Below are 16,426 nucleotides of genomic sequence, written 5' to 3'. Positions count from 1 at the left end.
GGCGCCAAGCTGCCGGTGGCGCGATAGGCCGCCATGAGCCGCACCACGAACGCGACGGAGACCTCGAAGTGGTGGGCGGCTGCGTGGCAGGAATGGCCCGCCTCGACAAAGCGCGCCACCCGGCGGCGCAGATCCAGCGAGTAGGACTTGGTCATCGCTCATCTCCTCTGAAGAGGGCTGAGACAAGTGAATCACGAAGCCGACATGCCGCATAGCCCCAACGACTCCATCAGAACTGTCGTCGCTCTAACTTCCAAGTCCCGAAGCCCTGCACGAAGAAGGTGGTCCTGACCCGTCAAACTGGTCCATGTCGAGGACAACTTTTCCGGGCATTTTGATCCTTGAGGAGGGTCGGTGCCATGAAGAGGTCACGGTATACGGAAGAACAGATCGCCTTCGCCCTGCGCCAAGTCGAGAGCGGCACGCCGGTGGCCGAAGTGATCCGCAAAATGGGCATCACTGAGCCAACCTTCTACCGCTGGAAGAAGCAGTTCGCCGGCATGGGCGTGGCCGAGATCCGCCGCCTCAAGCAGCTCGAGGACGAGAATGCCCGGCTCAAGAAGCTCGTGGCGGATCTCACGCTCGACAAGACCATGTTGCAGGACGTGCTCAAAAGAAAGTGGTGAAGCCCGTCGTTCGGCGCGAGGTCGCAGGCCATCTGCAGAAGGCCTATGGCATCAGCGAACGGCGGGCATGCTCCGCAACCGGTTTTCAGCGCTCCTCGCATCGCTACTGCAAGCGCTCCGATCCGCAGATCGAGCTGCGCATGCGGCTCAAGGAGCTGGCCGCGGCACGGGTGCGCTACGGCTACCGCAGGCTACACATTCTGCTGCGGCGGGAGGGCTGGCCGGTGAACCACAAGCGTACGTACAGGATCTATCGTGAAGAGGGATTGTCGATCCGGCCCAAAGCACCGAGGCGCAAGCGCGCCTGGCGCTATCGGCAGGGTCGGCCCGAGGTCGGTGGACCCAATGAGGTGTGGGCGATGGACTTCATGGCCGACCAGCTTTTCGACGGGCGTGCGTTCCGCATCCTGACAGTGGTGGACTGCCATACGCGAGAGTCACTGGCGATTGTCCCGCGAGTGAGTTTCCGGGCTTACCAGGTCGTCGAGGCACTCGATGAGATCGCCCGGAGCCGCGGCCGGCCCAAGAGCCTGAGGGTGGACAATGGCCCAGAATTTGCCGGTCGAGCCTTGGACCAATGGGCCTATCTGAACCGGGTGGAGATCGACTTCTCCCGACCCGGAACACCGACGGACAACGCGTATATCGAAGCGTTCAATAGCCGCCTGCGGGCGGAATGCCTGAACGCGTCATGGTTCCTCTCCATGGCCGATGCCCGGGAGCGGATCGAAGACTGGAGGAGAGATTACAATGAGACCAGGCCACATATGGCGCTCGGCGGCTTGACCCCGAACGCCTTCGCCCAACAAACTCACCAGGCCCGGAAAGTTGCATAGGCCGTGGATCACATACGGGGGCAGGTCCATGGCAATACAGACCTGTCGCTCGCCCTGGGCCAGCAGGACGGGGGCCTGCAGGGCTGGGACAGGCGCCATCTTGTGTCTCCTGCCTGCGCCAGTAATAGCAGATTGGCTCAGATGAGGCGAGCGACTTGAGCACGAGATAGGAGCTTGGGCTAGACCCACTAAGGAGTGGCGCACCGTGACGAGGCATGCCGTCTTTCAGCGTTCGATCGTGTTCCTCCCGAGCGCAATAGCGCGGAGCTGAACAGAAGCCACCACTCGGTGGCTTATTCCTCGTGTGGTTGGAGCGTCAGCTGTGGGAGACCTTCAGTTAATGCGCTTAGTGTCCCATAGCGTCTCGGCGGCCACAGCATTGGATTGCGGGGCGCTTTCGAGAGGGCTTACAGAACACTCCTACGGACCTCAGTTCCTCTCATCCCGCGGATAAGAGAACTGCGAACTTCGTCAGCCCTTGAGCATCGTGCGAAAAAGTGGATCCGGTTTTTTGCACGATGCTCTCATTGAAGGAGAATGCATCGGACCCAAAAGTGCAAGTCCACTTTTGGGTCCGATGCTGTAAGACTGGGCTAATTCATTGGCCGTTGTCGATCTCGACGGATCGACAGACTCCTCCGATTGGGCATTGAGCAGTATCGGCTGTTGGGACCCAAACCGGTCGAACCGTTTCCTGAGCCGCACAGAAGCTCGCATCCCGAACGTAGCGGTCATATGTGTTTGGTCCCRTATGTAGGACGACGGCACCCTGAGTAGCCACGATCCCCCTGGCTTGAGCGCAGCTCATGCTCCGGGTCAAGTTTCGCGACTGGCCCATGACCGCCGATGAGACAGCCGTAAGGATGAGGGCGATAACAATGGGCTTCATGCTGGTGCCTTCTGAGACTTCAAAGCTCACACCAACAAGGCCGGCTGCCCACTGTTCCGTGAGGGGAGGAATAGACCGCCGCAAACGAGAGCCCCATCAGCAGGAAATAGCCTGACAGGGCTCAGTTTGGCTCTCGGGCGGAAGTAGCTGAGGCCAATAAGAACGATAGATTTGACGAGGCATGCGTGCTGCCGCTCACCGCTCCCGGGCCTTGAATACCCCGTGCATCGCTACCGGCACACCGTCAGGAAGCGAGGTAGAGGGCATCGCTTAAAGTCCGTCGAGGTCGCGATTTCGCCACCCGCTGACGCCTCGCGAAAGACTGAGGAAGCGCCCGGGCTGGTACAGGCTGGCGCGGCTCCTTTCCGCTCTCCGCTTCGCCTTGGCTAACACCGGCTTCGCGCTGCCGGCATGACGGCTGATGCGGGGGCAGCCTGACGACCTCGCTCTAGTGGTCCTCGACCCGCCTCACGCCTACTCCGATCTCTGTTGACAGGGCGTGATGCGGATCCTTTCAGCCTCTGGTCCGCCTACTGCCATGCAGGCCCGTCGTGTCCTTTGCTGGCGCGGGACACCGTTCGAACGGTCGACAGATGGAGCCACGTGAGCGCTACCCGTCCAACCAGTTCTCGATCCGGAGCCCGTCAACACGGTTGAACTCCTGCATATTGTCCGTGACCAGCGTCATTCCGAGCGAGAGCGTGTGCGCGGCAATGAGGAGGTCGTTCTGCCCGATCGTCCGTCCCTCGGCTTCGAGGCGGCTGCGGACCGCGCCATAGTGCGCGTCGGCCGGCACGTCGAGCGCCAAGACCTCGACCTCTCGCAGCGCGGCCTCGACCCTGGCGGTCAGCTTCTCCGAGCCCTTCTTCTCCGCACCGTAGCGCAGCTCCGAGGCGACGATGATGCTGGTGCAGATGCTCACGTCTCCGACCTGGCGCAGACGCGCTGCGGCCCTTCCGCCTGGGTTACGGATGATGTCGGAGAGGATGTTGGTGTCGAGCATGTAGCGCCCAGCGCTCATAAGATGTCCTCCGGCGCGCTTGGCTTGTCCTCCATGGGGGGGAAGTCCTCGTCGAGCGGCTCCAGCGTGTCGAGCAGGGCAATCAGGCCGCCCTTGCGGATCGGCTCGATAATCAGACGGTCGCCGTCCCGATGCATGATGGCCTCGTCGCCGGGGAGCTCGAACTCGACTGGGATCCGAACCGCTTGGTTCCGGCCGTTCCGGAAGAGCCTGACATGTCGTTCGTGCTGCATTTCGGGGTCCTCCATTTTGGCATATGGTAAGACATAGGCCTTTCGTCTCGGAAGGGCAAGCGAGGAAGGGCAAGCGAGCAACCAGATGTGCTCTGCCTGCCTCCAGCGGCTTCCTTGCGCGGGTATCGAACAAGATACCGTCCAAATCGGTTACGATTGTCGGCCTCCAGGCTTGAACGAGGTGCTGAGAGCGAACGCGAGATTCCAGGGAAGCTGAGGCTTTTTATGGCAGAGGCCGTCCTGGGGCCTTGGCTTGAATGGGATGTCTTGTGCCATCGCGTGCCTTAATCAAGGCAGGAGGTCTACCAAGCCAAACGAGATGGACAAGGCGAACGAGATGAAACGGCTGCGAAGGGCTTACCCGTTGCTATGTTCTATAAGGGCTCAGACCAGCACTTTGTGGGCAAGCCCAGTCGCAGCCTCCGTGTAGATTATCAGCCTTATCGCGTTTCGCCGCAGACGCTATGGCCAGCGACGCCTAGGTCGCGAAGTTGCTGTCAAGATTGCACATGCACTCCTCTCGGTCCCGCTTAGGCTTTGTTGATCATGGGACCCGCGACTTCGGGTCAAAGACTGCGTTCAAGAGCAATCAGCCTTTTCGGGTCAGTCGCCAATGTGAGTCGGATCGAGTTTTCTACGCGGGTAATAGACCCCGTACTGAGTATCTTTCATCGATTGACGGCGATCACGCTCCAAGAAGAGCTTAAGAGCCTCGTCGTACCGGTTCAGGTGAGAGAGACCAGCCACGGACAAGCCCCATGCCTTGATCCTCCGGAGCCATAGAGTCTCTTTGATCCAACGCTGCAAGCGTCTCTCGGTATTGGCCACCGTGAAAGAGCGCCAGTGCTCTCTCGTGCATTTGCGAAATCAAGGGTTGGGGGCCAAGCTGCTCGTCTGGTCTGATCGAGCCCTTCGAGACAGTGGTCGGGCCTCTGCAGGCAGGAGAGTCGCCTGACCGAGATTCAGCGAAAATAGGCTGACGAGGCCCAGTACGGTGATGACGTGCCTCAAACTTATTGCAGATGTCCGGTGGTTGGAAAGGAAGCCTTTGCATGGGATTTCGGGCTCAGGAAATTTTGTTCAGCAGTCGAGCCGAGGTGAGTTATATCCTGCGAAAGACCTGAAACCTAGCTCTGGTTCGTTCCGCATTGTTGTCTTCCCCACACCAATGGCGCTTGCGGGCCTCCCGGCCATCGCGCCAGGGACGGCACAGCCTTCTTTTAGATCCCAGGTTCACAACGCTCTCCCTTACACCACATCAACCCATCGTCTTCTCCGGCTTCGATCCTTAGGCGCACATCCTTCCTCTTCATCCGAAATTGAGTCGATGATGTCGGCTAAAGCCTTCAGATCGAGGTTTGCAGCCTTGAGGGCCTTGGCGAGCGTCTCGGTTGATGGCCACCTTTCTCGCCCATCAGAACTAACTCTCTTCGAGGGGTTAAATGCGGTTGGATCCAGGCCGGCGCGCTTGGCCAAAGCGGCAGCCGACATCCCTCCGGCTTGTGCCACCGTGTCAATAGCAGCCCAAATTTGCTTGTGAGAGAACATGCTGCTTTTCACGTAAGGTAGATAAGGAGAACCTCGATGAGACGGGAGGCAGACCCGAGTAAGGTCAGCCGATATTGCATAATTTGGCTGTAGGAAACGATGCCTTAAACTGTAATCTCGACAGGTGTTTAGGCAGCGCTCGATCCTAGACGGCGACCGCTAATATCTCCTTGCTGTCGTCATCACTGCCTGCGCTCCAACAGAGCTGTCTTTCTCCGCCCACAACAGAGGAGAGGAAGAGTTCATAGTCCCCTTCATCCTCAGATCCGGGCCCCGTCAGCAGGTTATCAAACTCTAGCCTCCACCCACACCGACGGCGCTTGCGGGCATCCGAGGTGTTCCGTTAATCCCGATCCAGCTTCTGGCCTACATGCAGGTAATCTGACTTGTATTGGGCTATCTCCTGAAGACGCTTTAGATCATTGAGGATCAAGGTCTTGCCGTGTGAGGTGATCAACCCTTCGGCTCGCAGTTCCTGAAGGACCCTGTTCACGTGGACGGTACTCAGACCGAACGCATCCCCCAACTGCTCTTGCGTGACTGGCAGTTCATAGCTGTCGTCATGCAACAGCCCTGCTGGCTGAAGACGGTCCCGTAATTCGCATAAAAAGTGCGCGATGCGCTCACGGGCCTCCATCCGTCCAAGGGTGGTCATTCATGCTCGATGCACGGCAGCATCAACGAGCGTACTGAGCCAGAGAACACGTGTGAGGTAAGGATAGTTCTTCGTAATTTCCTTCAGGTCGCTGTGAGGGACTTGAGCTACCGTGCAGGTGGTAAGCGCAGCAACACCATCGTCGATAGGCTTGAGTAGAAAGCAGTGCAGGTCCGCAAAGTCGCCTGGAACGTGGAAGGCGGTAATCTGCCGGTTCCCATCAGGCGAATGGTTGTGGCGAATAGCGAAGCCTTCAAGGATGAGGCTGCTGTGGGATGGGCTGCTGCCCTCTAGCACAATGTCCTGGCGAGGCTCATAGATTACCGTCCGGGAAGTGATCTGCTGAATGACCTGCTTCTCCTCCTCGGAGAGAGGGCCGTGCTGTTCCAGTTTGCGAACCAGCGGGTAGTACATGTGCTTCCTCCTGCCAAGCTTAGGGATCGAGCACCGACTTGGAAGGAGCGTGGAGCACATTAAGCAAGGCCTTGTACAGGCGCGGTGGTAGACCCTCGTTGAAAGGGATCGTCATCAACTCCCGGCCTGCCTCGTCCGCGATGACAATGGCATCATCAAGCAGGTCATCCGCACCTCGTTTCATCGCTTCCGCGAGAAGGTCGCGAATTCCAGAAAGAGCATCGCCCCGTGCAGTATCTAGGTCAGGACGTTCGATTCCTTCCGGGTCTGCGATTAGCTGTTCGCCTTTGCGTATGTGAAGGTAATAATGAGGCATGCGTTCAAACCGAGAGGGCGCTGTCATTGTTCCTTGGCGGGCGGCAGCAAAAGTCGTTGGGAAGGCGTGCCGAGCACCAATGGCGCTTGCGGGTTTCCCCTTCTTCCAAGCGGCATGAGCCCTCAGCAGCATCAAAGAGACTGTTGTTAGAGCTATTGTGACCATAGTCAGGTCCAAGGTATAGGATCCTTACGCCACTAACCGCAGCCTCTAAACCACTCTTAGGACCTCAGACATGGCCACCTTCATTGTGCCGGCGCTCGGAACCCCGAATTCTGACTACATCCTCGGAGATGCTGCCCTTGATTTTGTCTACGGCGAGGGAGGCAATGATACGATCTATGGATATGGAGGGAATGATCGGCTTTTCGGTGGAGAGGGAAACGATAGGTTATGGGGTGGCGGCGACAGGGATGTACTTTCCGGCAACATCGGAAACGACGTCCTGCGTGGCGATGACGGGCCTGATCAGCTTCGTGGAGGCGATGGGAACGACAGACTCTATGGCGATGCCGGCAAGGATGTCCTGTACGGCGAGGCTGGCGACGACATTCTCTATGGCGGCAACGAAAACGGCATTCTCTATGGGGGCTCCGGACGGGATAAACTTTACGGGAGCTGGAACGAGGATCGTCTCAACGGCGGGTCCGGCAACGATTCACTTTTCGGGAAGACAGGCAATGATACCTTGTCGGGCGGAGCGGGCAACGACAGGCTGGTCAGCGGTGAAGGCTATGATAGCTTCTTGTTCAACACCGCGCTGGATGCCAAGACAAACGTCGATAGGCTCATTGACTTCAACCCATGGGCAGACCGCATTAGCCTCAAATCAACTATCTTCAAGAACATCGGTGGACGCGGCGCACTCAAGGAGGCTGCGTTCTGGATCGGGTCGAAGGCGCATGATGCCTCGGATCGGATCGTCTACAACAAAGCGACTGGCGCATTGTACTTCGACCAGGATGGGAGCGGATCAACCTATCATCAGATAAAGTTCGCCATCATCGGTCACAAGGAAGTGAGTGCGGCTGCATTCTGGGTCATCTGAACGAGGGCATGTTAAGGGCTTCCAGGAAGTCAGTCGATGCGCCCTACATCACCATGGATGGTTTGGCGAGTGACGAGGAGCAGAACCTAGATGAGTGCGCAGGGGAGGTCGCAGCCGGCGAGGCTTTAGAAGCGCTCGCACGGATCAAGAGGCGGCGCGGCTATCGGGAGCTAGACCCCTTAGCGCGTTAAACCACTCGCCAAGAACTGATATGCTAGCTAACAAGGCGAGCATGACGAAAAGGCCTGCATCCGCCGAGCCTTGGCTCACCTAGTACTTCGCAACAGTTGGAGCTGTCGTTGGCACTTTTATCGTCGCGATCAGCCATTTCTTACATGAACACTCGAGGCAGAGTTCTTACGAGGTACGAGAGCACTTCTTACCGCAAGTGGTCGTCGGTCCAGGGGTGGGCTCACTTGTGTTTGGTGGAGTGCCCGCTGTCCGAAACTGGCTAAAACAGCGCCCGTAATTCCGATAAGTGCGTTTACGGACCATGCTTCCGGCGGATCATGAACGCGGCGAAAGCGGCTCCGAGGAGAGCGCCGGACGCTTTCACGAGGCCGTCCGGCAGGCGCCCATGGCGGCCTGGAACATAGTTCTGGGCGACTTCAATCAACCCAACGATCCCTATCAGCAGCACAAGGACGCGAAGGCGGTGCTTCGGGTAGCCGAGATAGAACGCGGCTCCGATCATGGCAAAGGCCGCAAACCGTTCCAAATTGGCCGGAGCCGCCGTAACCGGCCGGAACTGGATCGGCGCGAGGGTGAAAACCGCAATGGCACAGACGAGCAGCCATGCGACCCAGCGGAAGAAAACCTTGGGTTTCATAGTGAGCGGTTTAGCTGATTGTGCTGCGCCTGTGCATGGCTCTCTTGTGCCTTTGATGTTGCGCATGAGGGTTACGAATTTCCGATAAGACCGATTACGGCGGCGGCATTGGGCGGATACGTCGGTGCGAAAAGAACCCCGCCCGACTATATAGACGCCGGACGGGGTCCATAGCCTCGCGACTCTCGGTCTGAGAGGATAGCTAGATGTTCTATGAACATTCGCAGGGAAGCTTCAGCAACAATGTGATCGGAACGGGAACCTCTTGCCTGGATCGCTTCCGATCTGCCTTAGGGCGATCGGCGCCGCGTGCGCCGGGTCGTAGATCGCGATTACCCGATCGCAGGCAGAGACCTGTTCCCTGATCGTCTCCTACCTGTGCGCCAGTTCATCTGCTTCACCGAGCAGTTCGGCGCATTTCCATTTCAGTTCCTCTTCAACGCTCACGTTGCCCCGCTCCAGAAATGGAGCCGGAAGTAACCGGATAGGCTCAATCATGTCTGGTGGTTTTTGCTACCGAATGCCGCAAAGCAATTAAGAACGGCTGTTGGACTCCAGCGGCTTCTGATTACACTCAGCAAAATGTGGGAATAATGCCGGCGACGCCTCACATCGAAGGCAGCGTCGCGGAAAGCGGACTGCCTCAACAGGCGTTAAAGATAGCCCCGCCCCTTGCGACCTCCGGTGGGCTGGTCTGACTGTGTTGCACGCGCTGCTCGCGCCCGCCCGACGGCTGCGCCGACATGGGACACGAGCGTAGAATTTGGGTAGGGCTTTGGAAGGAAAGTTGCTCCAGGAGGAAGGGAGCCTTCCTGCGGCCACTCACGTCCGGATGTAACAATAATTTCTACGAGGGGCCATGCATGATGCACCTGACGTGCCAACTCGTAGCCATTCGCTCCTGGTGGCATCTCCACATCTGTCACCAGCACGTCCACTGCCAGATTGGCTCTCAGCACGGTCAGGGCTTCTTCTGCGTTGGCAGCCTCGATGACATGGAACTGTGTATCCGACAGAAGTTCGGCCACGAATAATCGCACAAGCGGCTCATCCTCTGCCAGCAGAACGACGCCTGAATGCTGGCCATTATTCACAGAGCGACGCCTGGTTAAGAGGGGGAGCGGAAAGTCAAACGCGGCAGTTTGTAGACTGTTCCGCTTTGGGACGCAAACAATGCATCACTGTGAGCTAGATCAGGATCAGGAGAACCTGACACACAGCCGCACGTTGTCCGCGTATTGTACTGGTATGGAGTTGGAATGAGTGCTGCATCCGTCACCGTGCTCCCACGCCGCACACCTCCCACTATCCTTGTTGTTGAAGATGATGTCCTTGCCCGATGCCTTATCAGTGATGAATTGCGGATCCATGGCTATAAGGTTTTAGAGGCGAGCACGGCCGATGATGCATTGAGTGTACTTGAAGCAATCAGGGTTGATCTCCTGTTTGCCGATATACACCTCCCTGGGCAGAGAAACGGACTGGATGTCGCCCGCATCGTGCATCAGCGCCAATGGCCAACACAGGTTGTCCTTACATCCGGCAGGGAGAGCGCTTCAACGGTACCGGAACTGGATAGCCTCGGCCTTTTCATCCATAAGCCATACTTGGTATCTCACGTTCTTGAAGTTGTGAGTCACTGCCTCAATTGGCCCGAAACGCCTCTCCGCTGAGGCGTGGAACTTTGCTAAAAGCTCGACGGTTAGCTTAACATGAGCGCCGCATCGACTCCTTCAGCACGTGAAGCAGATACGCCGTCGGAAACGATTCTCGTTGTTGAGAGCGAGGTACTGACCCGGCTGGTGATTGCGGATTACCTGCGAGGGTGTGGTTATCGTATCTACGAAGCGGTGAATGCCGCTGAGGCAGTAGAGATTCTTCAGACCCCTGAAGTGTCTGTTGATATCGTATTTAGTGATGTTCAGATGGACGGCTTCGGGCTGGCGCACTGGGTTAGAACACATAAGCCTGGTGTACAGGTTCTTCTGACCGCTGGTATTGAGCGTTCAGCGGACATTGCCGCAACCCTTTGCGAGGAAGGGCCATTGCTGAAAAAGCCATACCCGACGCATGAGGTTGTAGATCGAATTAAACAACTCATCGCTCGGGCTAAGCGCAACAAGTTCAAATCCTCGTAAGATTCTGCGCAGCGGACTTAGCGGCACCTCATTCACCTTTGCGGCGGGTAATAGGACTTTTAGGCCTTCAGGATAGTTGCTTTTAGAGTTTATGAATTCGCTACTTGAGACGTAACACTCTGAAATGGTTCGTGAAGGAATAGATCAGCCACTGCGTACGTTTGCTGGCTATGCGCCATCGAACTGAGAAGTGGGACAATATCATGACCGACAATCAACCTGACCACGGCACTCAGCCTCATTCGAAGGATTTATCTTCAAGCGTTTCGCTTCAGGCCGCGTCCTTCCTCTTTCTCGCCTCTGTGAGCTCATTCATTGGAGCGAGCCTCCTGCTGGCAAGCCTCTAAAACTCGCCCTCAAAGCTCAGAAATGAAATGGAAGTTCGCAAAGCTTTGCTTTATCAGCGGAGGCGATCAACAAAGAGAGCACTGTGACGCAAAAAGCCAAAGGCCGCATCTTAGTCGTTGAAGACGAAGCGATGATTTCCCTGCTCATTGAGGACATGCTTGAAGAGCTTGGGTACGACATCGTCGGCCCCGCATCGAGGCTTGACCACGCCCTGAACCATGCATTGCAGGCTGACATCGACGTCGGTCTGCTGGACATCAATGTGAAAGGCAAGGTCGTGTTTCCGGTTGCGGATGTGCTTGAGTTCCGAGGGATCCCGTTCATCTTCGCGACGGGATACGGGGATGGTGCGCTACCAGAACGGTTTCGGGGTCGTCCCACACTCTCCAAGCCGTTTGCACTCGAAGCTCTGGGTAAAGCTCTCAATGCAATCGAAATAGCTGAACGCGCTGAAATCGTTTGAAGATTTACCTGCGCGGCCGGACAGTGGGGTTGATCGTGACCTGTTGTCCGGTGATGGGATCAAGGATGGTCATGGCAATCTCCCTTGTTCAGATGCTCAGAGAACGCCGCACGCCCGGTATGGATCATTATGGCTCCGAGCATGGTTACGGGACTCTTACCTCCCGAGCCTTCATGCATTGGAAGCCTGCGAGGTCACAGGAGCAACATCAAAAGAAAACCCCAGGGGGAACCTGGGGCGAGTGTGTCACCAGAGAACCATCACGAAGGGGGAAACATGAGGTCATGAGTCAAACGTCTGAAGCTTAGCGATGTTCCCCGCGGGCTGGCTGATTAGCTCATGGGTCCAACACTTGGCTGGACTTATCGGCACCAATGACGCTTCCTGGCTTCCCATGCCTTGCGACCATCCTTCCAGGGGAGGGCGAGGGCCAAGCTCTTCACCCCGCTAATGCCCGATAGGCTGGTTAAAGACCCCTCGACGGATCAGCTTGGTGTTCAAGCTCGTGTTCAGGCCGTTTAAGCGCTAGCATCTGTGGTATGGGCAACGAGCCTGGACCGGTACAGCTCTGGAAGACGAGGCGCTTCGCACTCTACGGAGCTGTGATTGGCCTCGTTGTGGGCGTTGTACATGGTTACGACCATGCCTTCTGGAGAGAGACCCTGGAAGATGATCTGCTCACGCACGTCCGAACCCGGATGGTCGTGTTTATTGTGACTGGAGCAGCTCTTCTCAGCGCCGTTTCTGTGATCCGCAACCGGCTCATTCGGAGGCTGTAAGTCCGATAATTCCTTGTGTGGACGGCACCTGCGTGGCAAGGGGTTTTTAGCGTTTTGACGATTTGGTCGTGGGCAGCCATGTGTTTGGCCTTGTGATGCGGCCTCATGACCGCGGGCCTTGATGAAGTTCGCGGATCAGGTCCCCAACATTTATGCTGCGTCAGAGCGCAACGGCTTATCACGGGTTTGTCTGATCCCCGGCTCGACCGGTTCGTCATCACACCATTACCACCTCCACCAACCTTGCAAACTCCTCATCCGGCTCCTGGGGCAGCTCATGCGGCCGCAGCCGCCGGAGCGCGGTATCCTTGCTTGTCCTGGAGGACCGCCCAGGCGATCCGCGCCAGCTTGTTGGCAATGGCAGTCTTGACCACGCTGGCTGGCCGGCGAGCCAGGAGCGCGTTGATCCACCCTGCCGTGACTGAGGTCCGGCCGCGCGCATGCCGCATCAGCGTGGAGGCGCCCAACACCAGAAGCCGTCGCAGGTATCGGTCGCCCTGCTTGGAGATGTGCCCCAGCCGCACCTTGCCGCCAGTGCCGCTCTGCCGTGGCACCAGCCCGATCCAGGCCGCCAGGTGCCGGCCCGAGCGGAAGGAGCTCGGATCCGGGATGGTGGCCGCCAAGGCACTGGCGGTGATCAGGCCGATGCCCGGGATCGTCTCCAGGCGCTGGCTCAGCTCACTCGTGCGATGCCAGGCCAGGATCTCCTGCTCGACCTGACCAATGCGGCCGTGGATGTCCTCGATCTGAGCGAGGAACAGGCGGATGCATCGCCATGCCAAGTCAGGCAAGGCGCCCCTCGGGCCTTCTCGGCCACTTCCCTGAGCTTGGGAACGCTGGGAAGTCCCTGAGGAGCAATGATGCCGTATTCGGCGAGGTGGCCGCGTAGAGCATTGACCAGCATGGTCCGCTGCCGCACGAGCCGCTGCCGGGTGCGATGGAGCATCAGCGCTGCCTGCTGCTCCGGGCTCTTGATGGCAACAAAGCGCATGGTTGGGCGGGTCACCGCTTCGCAGATGCCTTCAGCATCGAGGGCATCACTTTTGCTGCGTTTGACATAGGGCTTCACATAAGCCGCAGGCATGAGCCGGATCTCGTGCCCGAGAGCCGCCAGCTCACGCGCCCAGAAATGGGCGGTGGAGCACGCCTCCATGCCAATCAGGCAAGGCGGCAACCGGCGGAAGAAGCGATGAACTCGCCTCGGCGGAGCTGACGGCGAATGAGAACCTGTCCGTTCTGATGATGCCATGGACCTGAAACACATGCTTGGCGAGATCAAGACCTACTGTCGTGACATGCATTGGAGCGGCTCCCTGTCTGGCGCTGAGGCAATCACCCTACCTGAAGGGCACTGCCGGGAGCAGGCGCCGTCTACCTCATCATTTATGGAACCGCTAAGCATGGCCGCTGCTTAGATTGTTGAAGCTTTTGTTATTGAAGGACCATCCAAGCACCGGGGTCGCCTATGCCACTGAGCCAGAACCCCATCGTCGAATGGCCGGCAGAGTTCTATCACCTTCTGCAGRGCCTGCAGATCGCCGGCGGCCCGGATGGCACACGCTACGGCCGTATYGACMTCGACGTCGATCGGRAGACSTTGTTCCTGCTCAACGAGTTCGAAGCACGGGTGCGGCAMCGCCAAGTGCGGCTCAGACTGGCCGACAGCGCTGAAGAATGCCTCGTGGGCGAGATGAACCCGTTGATTGGCCGCGGGGCAGCGACMGCTCCAGGCCAGGACATGAGCAAAGTCCGCATCAGCTTTCATGACGTCCAAGATGATAGCTGTATTGATCCAGCACMGCMGATRTAAGGGCTCATACTTCCGATAACATCGAGTATGGAACCGGCCACGCTGAGACGAACCGCCTCCCCCCGCGTTGTATCAGCGGGGCGAGGTCGCCATGAACCGCACTCTGACAACAGATCACCGCACGAACTGGCTCCTGGCGGCTCTGGAGCCCGAGGACTTTGCGGCTCTCGAGCCCCACCTGGCGATGGTCGAGCTGCCCCTGAAGCAGGTGCTCTACGAAGCCGGTGATCCCATCCGCTACGCCTACTTCCCTCACCACGCCGTCGTGTCGCTGGTGAATGTCCTGGAGGACGGCAACACCGTCGAGGTGGCCCTGTTCGGGCGCGGTGGCGTCGTGGGCCTGCTGAGCGCCCTCGTGACCCGGGAGGCCTTCGGGCGCTATGTGGTGCAGATGGCCGGCACCGCCTCGCGCATTGCGGTTGCGCACCTGGATGAGGTGCGGAACGCTCACCCCAAGCTCCAGCGGTTGATCGCCGGCTACGGCGAGGTCCTGCTCGGCCAGACGTTCCAGATCCTCAGCTGCAACGCCGTTCATCCCGTGGAGGCGCGCTGCTGCCGCTGGATCCTCATGATGCATGACCGGGCGGAGCAGGATACCCTGCCGCTCACGCACGAGTTTTTGGCTGAAATGCTGGGGGTGCAACGTTCGACCGTGAGCGTGGTGACGCGCACCTTGCAAACGGCGGGGCTCATTCAGCAGGGCCGTGGGAGCATCACCGTGACGGATCGGGCTGGTCTGGAGGAGACAGTGTGCGAATGCTACGGCCGGATCCGGCGCATCTACCAGCGCGTGATGCCTGGCCTCTATCCACCGAAACCGGGCCCGTAAATCTGCCCGGCAATTTCGCATAAGCCGCAGTATGGGCGTGAGCAGGGGGCGCTGCGGGTCGTTAACGTGTACAAGCGCTAACTGGCGATCCATCCGGAGCAGTACTCGCAATGATGCGATGAAGTTGTTCTTCCTGTGGTTTTTGCTTTGACAAAAAGAAAGATCGGATGATTGGGGCTCCCGCGGCGCTCCCGGCATGGGAGTGACAGGTTATCAATCTCCGGGCAGGCTCCTGAAGCTTAAGTGGTCAAGGAGCCCTGCCATGGATCTGTTCGTCGGCCTCGATGTCTCCGTCCGCACTACCAGCGTCTGCATCATGGATGCCACGGGTAGGATCCTGAAGGAAAGCAAGGTCGAGACCGAACCAGATGCGATCGGGGCACTGCTGCATTCCATCAGCGATCATTACAAACGGGTCGGTCTTGAGGCTGGCCCGCTCTCGCAATGGCTCTACAGTGGGCTGGCAGCCGCGGGGTATCCGGTCATCTGCGTTGAGACCCGGCATATGAAGGCTGCCCTATCAGCTCAGATCAACAAGACCGATCGCAATGATGCGCGCGGGATCGCCCAAATGATGCGGGTGGGGCTCGACAAGCCCGTGCATGTCAAAACCATCCGAAGCCAGGAGATCCGAATGCTTCTGACGGCTCGCCGGTTTGTCCAAACCAAAATTGTGGATGCTGAGAACAATCTTCGTGGGCTGCTGCGCAACTTCGGCCTCAAGGTGGGCATCGTGTCCCGCCTCAAGTTCGACCAGCGCATTCTTGACCTCCTGGAGCAGTCTCCTCATCTGCGATTGACGATCGAACCTCTTTTGGAAGTACGCCGCGTCCTGAGGGAGCAGTATCAGCGCTTGCATAAAGCCATGGAGCAAATGGCGGAGGCCGACGAGGTTTGTCAACTTCTCATGACGGCTCCCGGCGTCGGGTCCATGGTTGCCTTGAGCTTCCGGGCTGGCGTCGATGAGCCAGCCAGATTCGTGCGATCCCGATCGGTGCCCGCTCACTTCGGGCTGACGCCTACGCGCTACCAATCAGGCGAGATCGACCAGGGAAGAGGGATCTCCAAGTGCGGTGATCCAGGCATTCGCTGGGCTTTGGTCGAAGCGGCTGGTGTGCTGCTGCGGATCTCAAAGAAGTCGTCGCCCCTGCGGGAGTGGGGGCTGGAAGTGGCCAAGCGCCGAGGGATGCCCAAGGCAATCGTGGCCGTGGCTCGGCGTTTGGCGGTGATCCTGCACCGGATGTGGATCGACAACGTACCTTATCGCTGGCAGCCCGCCGCCTGAGCCTGGCTTCGAGTTCCGCGCTGCCCAGCGGACGAGGTCCCGTGCAGGGACGGGTGGGTAGGTCATCTCGAGTGGGCGCTGAACGCCAGATCCTCTGGTCAGTTCGCAAGAAAGATTGAGAGGCCTCTCCGTCCGACCCGATCATGAAGCGGCTTGGTGCCGACTTCGAAGAGAAGCCAGACCCCTGGCGGGAACTCATGAACGTCCCGCGGCAGCCTCTGAATGGCTGGAATGTCCCTGTGCGTTCATCGTCAGAGCCTGGAGCTTGCTATCCGGGGCGATTTCCTGCGCTTGACTGACACGCCCAAAAAAGAGAAGCGCCCACGAGTGGGCGCTCTAAGTTCCGGCCCGTAGGGGCA

16 protein-coding genes and 1 pseudogene are annotated in these 16,426 nt (G+C 58.5%); 7 read left to right on the top strand and 10 right to left on the bottom strand.

Annotation, left to right across the window (positions count from 1 at the left end; genetic code table 11):
* A partial coding sequence (locus tag ACXJKO_RS22900) for an IS630 transposase-related protein (protein ID WP_457093380.1) occupies positions 1 to 155 on the bottom strand: 155 nt, incomplete at its 3' end.
* Between the two features lie 204 nt (positions 156 to 359).
* Between ACXJKO_RS22900 and ACXJKO_RS22895 the strand changes: the two genes are divergently transcribed.
* A protein-coding gene (locus ACXJKO_RS22895) for an IS3 family transposase (RefSeq protein ID WP_457093379.1) occupies positions 360 to 1,462 on the top strand; the annotation gives its coding sequence in 2 pieces (ribosomal slippage) (positions 360 to 621 and positions 621 to 1,462; 1,104 coding nt in all).
* A 1,499-nt stretch (positions 1,463 to 2,961) separates the two neighbouring features.
* Here ACXJKO_RS22895 and ACXJKO_RS22890 read toward each other — a convergent pair.
* The 6 genes from ACXJKO_RS22890 to ACXJKO_RS22865 all read right to left on the bottom strand — a co-directional run bounded on the left by ACXJKO_RS22890 (position 2,962) and on the right by ACXJKO_RS22865 (position 6,715).
* Positions 2,962 to 3,372, bottom strand: a complete 411-nt coding sequence (locus tag ACXJKO_RS22890; RefSeq protein WP_457093378.1) for a PIN domain-containing protein — start codon at positions 3,370 to 3,372, stop codon at positions 2,962 to 2,964.
* Positions 3,369 to 3,605 (bottom strand): antitoxin, encoded by a 237-nt coding sequence (locus ACXJKO_RS22885; RefSeq protein ID WP_457093377.1) that lies wholly within the window; start codon positions 3,603 to 3,605, stop codon positions 3,369 to 3,371. The genes ACXJKO_RS22890 and ACXJKO_RS22885 overlap by 4 nt, the downstream gene beginning before the upstream one ends.
* A 1,248-nt stretch (positions 3,606 to 4,853) precedes the next feature.
* A complete protein-coding gene (locus ACXJKO_RS22880; RefSeq protein WP_457093376.1) occupies positions 4,854 to 5,153 on the bottom strand; it encodes a hypothetical protein in 300 nt (99 codons plus the stop codon).
* Between the two features lie 343 nt (positions 5,154 to 5,496).
* Entirely contained in the window at positions 5,497 to 5,808 is a 312-nt protein-coding gene (locus ACXJKO_RS22875) for a Crp/Fnr family transcriptional regulator (RefSeq protein ID WP_457093375.1), read from the bottom strand.
* Positions 5,809 to 6,222, bottom strand: a complete 414-nt coding sequence (locus tag ACXJKO_RS22870) for a Crp/Fnr family transcriptional regulator (RefSeq protein ID WP_457093374.1) — start codon at positions 6,220 to 6,222, stop codon at positions 5,809 to 5,811.
* Positions 6,223 to 6,241: 19 nt separating this feature from the next.
* Positions 6,242 to 6,715 carry a DUF6894 family protein gene (locus ACXJKO_RS22865; RefSeq protein ID WP_457093373.1) on the bottom strand — a complete coding sequence of 158 codons (474 nt, stop codon included), beginning with the start codon at positions 6,713 to 6,715 and terminating at the stop codon, positions 6,242 to 6,244.
* 58 nt (positions 6,716 to 6,773) lie between these two features.
* On the opposite strand from ACXJKO_RS22865, the gene ACXJKO_RS22860 reads away from it, so the two are divergent.
* A complete protein-coding gene (locus ACXJKO_RS22860) occupies positions 6,774 to 7,586 on the top strand; it encodes a calcium-binding protein (RefSeq protein WP_457093372.1) in 813 nt (270 codons plus the stop codon).
* A gap of 484 nt (positions 7,587 to 8,070) precedes the next feature.
* On the opposite strand, the gene ACXJKO_RS22855 is transcribed toward ACXJKO_RS22860, so the two are convergent.
* On the bottom strand, positions 8,071 to 8,415 hold the full coding sequence (locus tag ACXJKO_RS22855; RefSeq protein WP_457093371.1) for a VanZ family protein: 345 nt from the start codon (positions 8,413 to 8,415) through the stop codon (positions 8,071 to 8,073).
* Between the two features lie 653 nt (positions 8,416 to 9,068).
* Complete coding sequence (locus ACXJKO_RS22850; RefSeq protein ID WP_457093370.1) at positions 9,069 to 9,509, bottom strand: response regulator; 441 nt, start codon at positions 9,507 to 9,509, stop codon at positions 9,069 to 9,071.
* A 165-nt stretch (positions 9,510 to 9,674) separates the two neighbouring features.
* Between ACXJKO_RS22850 and ACXJKO_RS22845 the strand changes: the two genes are divergently transcribed.
* The 3 genes from ACXJKO_RS22845 (at position 9,675) to ACXJKO_RS22835 (ending at position 11,364) form a co-directional block, all read left to right on the top strand.
* A complete protein-coding gene (locus tag ACXJKO_RS22845; RefSeq protein ID WP_457093369.1) occupies positions 9,675 to 10,088 on the top strand; it encodes a response regulator in 414 nt (137 codons plus the stop codon).
* A 39-nt stretch (positions 10,089 to 10,127) separates the two neighbouring features.
* On the top strand, positions 10,128 to 10,553 hold the full coding sequence (locus ACXJKO_RS22840; RefSeq protein ID WP_457093368.1) for a response regulator: 426 nt from the start codon (positions 10,128 to 10,130) through the stop codon (positions 10,551 to 10,553).
* Between the two features lie 430 nt (positions 10,554 to 10,983).
* Entirely contained in the window at positions 10,984 to 11,364 is a 381-nt protein-coding gene (locus ACXJKO_RS22835; RefSeq protein ID WP_457093367.1) for a response regulator, read from the top strand.
* A 1,054-nt stretch (positions 11,365 to 12,418) separates the two neighbouring features.
* On the opposite strand, the pseudogene ACXJKO_RS22830 reads toward ACXJKO_RS22835, so the two are convergent.
* Positions 12,419 to 13,444, bottom strand: a pseudogene (locus ACXJKO_RS22830) (IS110 family RNA-guided transposase).
* Between the two features lie 600 nt (positions 13,445 to 14,044).
* Between ACXJKO_RS22830 and ACXJKO_RS22825 the strand changes: the two are divergent.
* Positions 14,045 to 14,782 carry a Crp/Fnr family transcriptional regulator gene (locus ACXJKO_RS22825; protein ID WP_457093366.1) on the top strand — a complete coding sequence of 246 codons (738 nt, stop codon included), beginning with the start codon at positions 14,045 to 14,047 and terminating at the stop codon, positions 14,780 to 14,782.
* 262 nt (positions 14,783 to 15,044) lie between these two features.
* Complete coding sequence (locus tag ACXJKO_RS22820) at positions 15,045 to 16,067, top strand: IS110 family RNA-guided transposase (RefSeq protein WP_457093365.1); 1,023 nt, start codon at positions 15,045 to 15,047, stop codon at positions 16,065 to 16,067.
* Positions 16,068 to 16,426: the final 359 nt, after the last annotated feature.

It is taken from the genome of Microvirga sp. P5_D2 (assembly GCF_054049475.1).
This window is presented reverse-complemented; position numbering and strand designations above follow the sequence as displayed.

What these genes read in the sequence shown, in the direction of transcription:
- ACXJKO_RS22820 (WP_457093365.1), top strand. Translation starts at nt 15,045, where the DNA reads ATGGATCTGTTCGTCGGCCTCGATGTCTCCGTCCGCACTACCAGCGTC.
- ACXJKO_RS22840 (WP_457093368.1), top strand. Translation starts at nt 10,128, where the DNA reads ATGAGCGCCGCATCGACTCCTTCAGCACGTGAAGCAGATACGCCGTCG.
- ACXJKO_RS22890 (WP_457093378.1), bottom strand. Translation starts at nt 3,372, where the DNA reads ATGAGCGCTGGGCGCTACATGCTCGACACCAACATCCTCTCCGACATC.
- ACXJKO_RS22880 (WP_457093376.1), bottom strand. Translation starts at nt 5,153, where the DNA reads ATGTTCTCTCACAAGCAAATTTGGGCTGCTATTGACACGGTGGCACAA.
- ACXJKO_RS22855 (WP_457093371.1), bottom strand. Translation starts at nt 8,415, where the DNA reads ATGAAACCCAAGGTTTTCTTCCGCTGGGTCGCATGGCTGCTCGTCTGT.
- ACXJKO_RS22860 (WP_457093372.1), top strand. Translation starts at nt 6,774, where the DNA reads ATGGCCACCTTCATTGTGCCGGCGCTCGGAACCCCGAATTCTGACTAC.
- ACXJKO_RS22845 (WP_457093369.1), top strand. Translation starts at nt 9,675, where the DNA reads ATGAGTGCTGCATCCGTCACCGTGCTCCCACGCCGCACACCTCCCACT.
- ACXJKO_RS22875 (WP_457093375.1), bottom strand. Translation starts at nt 5,808, where the DNA reads ATGACCACCCTTGGACGGATGGAGGCCCGTGAGCGCATCGCGCACTTT.
- ACXJKO_RS22885 (WP_457093377.1), bottom strand. Translation starts at nt 3,605, where the DNA reads ATGCAGCACGAACGACATGTCAGGCTCTTCCGGAACGGCCGGAACCAA.
- ACXJKO_RS22825 (WP_457093366.1), top strand. Translation starts at nt 14,045, where the DNA reads ATGAACCGCACTCTGACAACAGATCACCGCACGAACTGGCTCCTGGCG.
- ACXJKO_RS22870 (WP_457093374.1), bottom strand. Translation starts at nt 6,222, where the DNA reads ATGTACTACCCGCTGGTTCGCAAACTGGAACAGCACGGCCCTCTCTCC.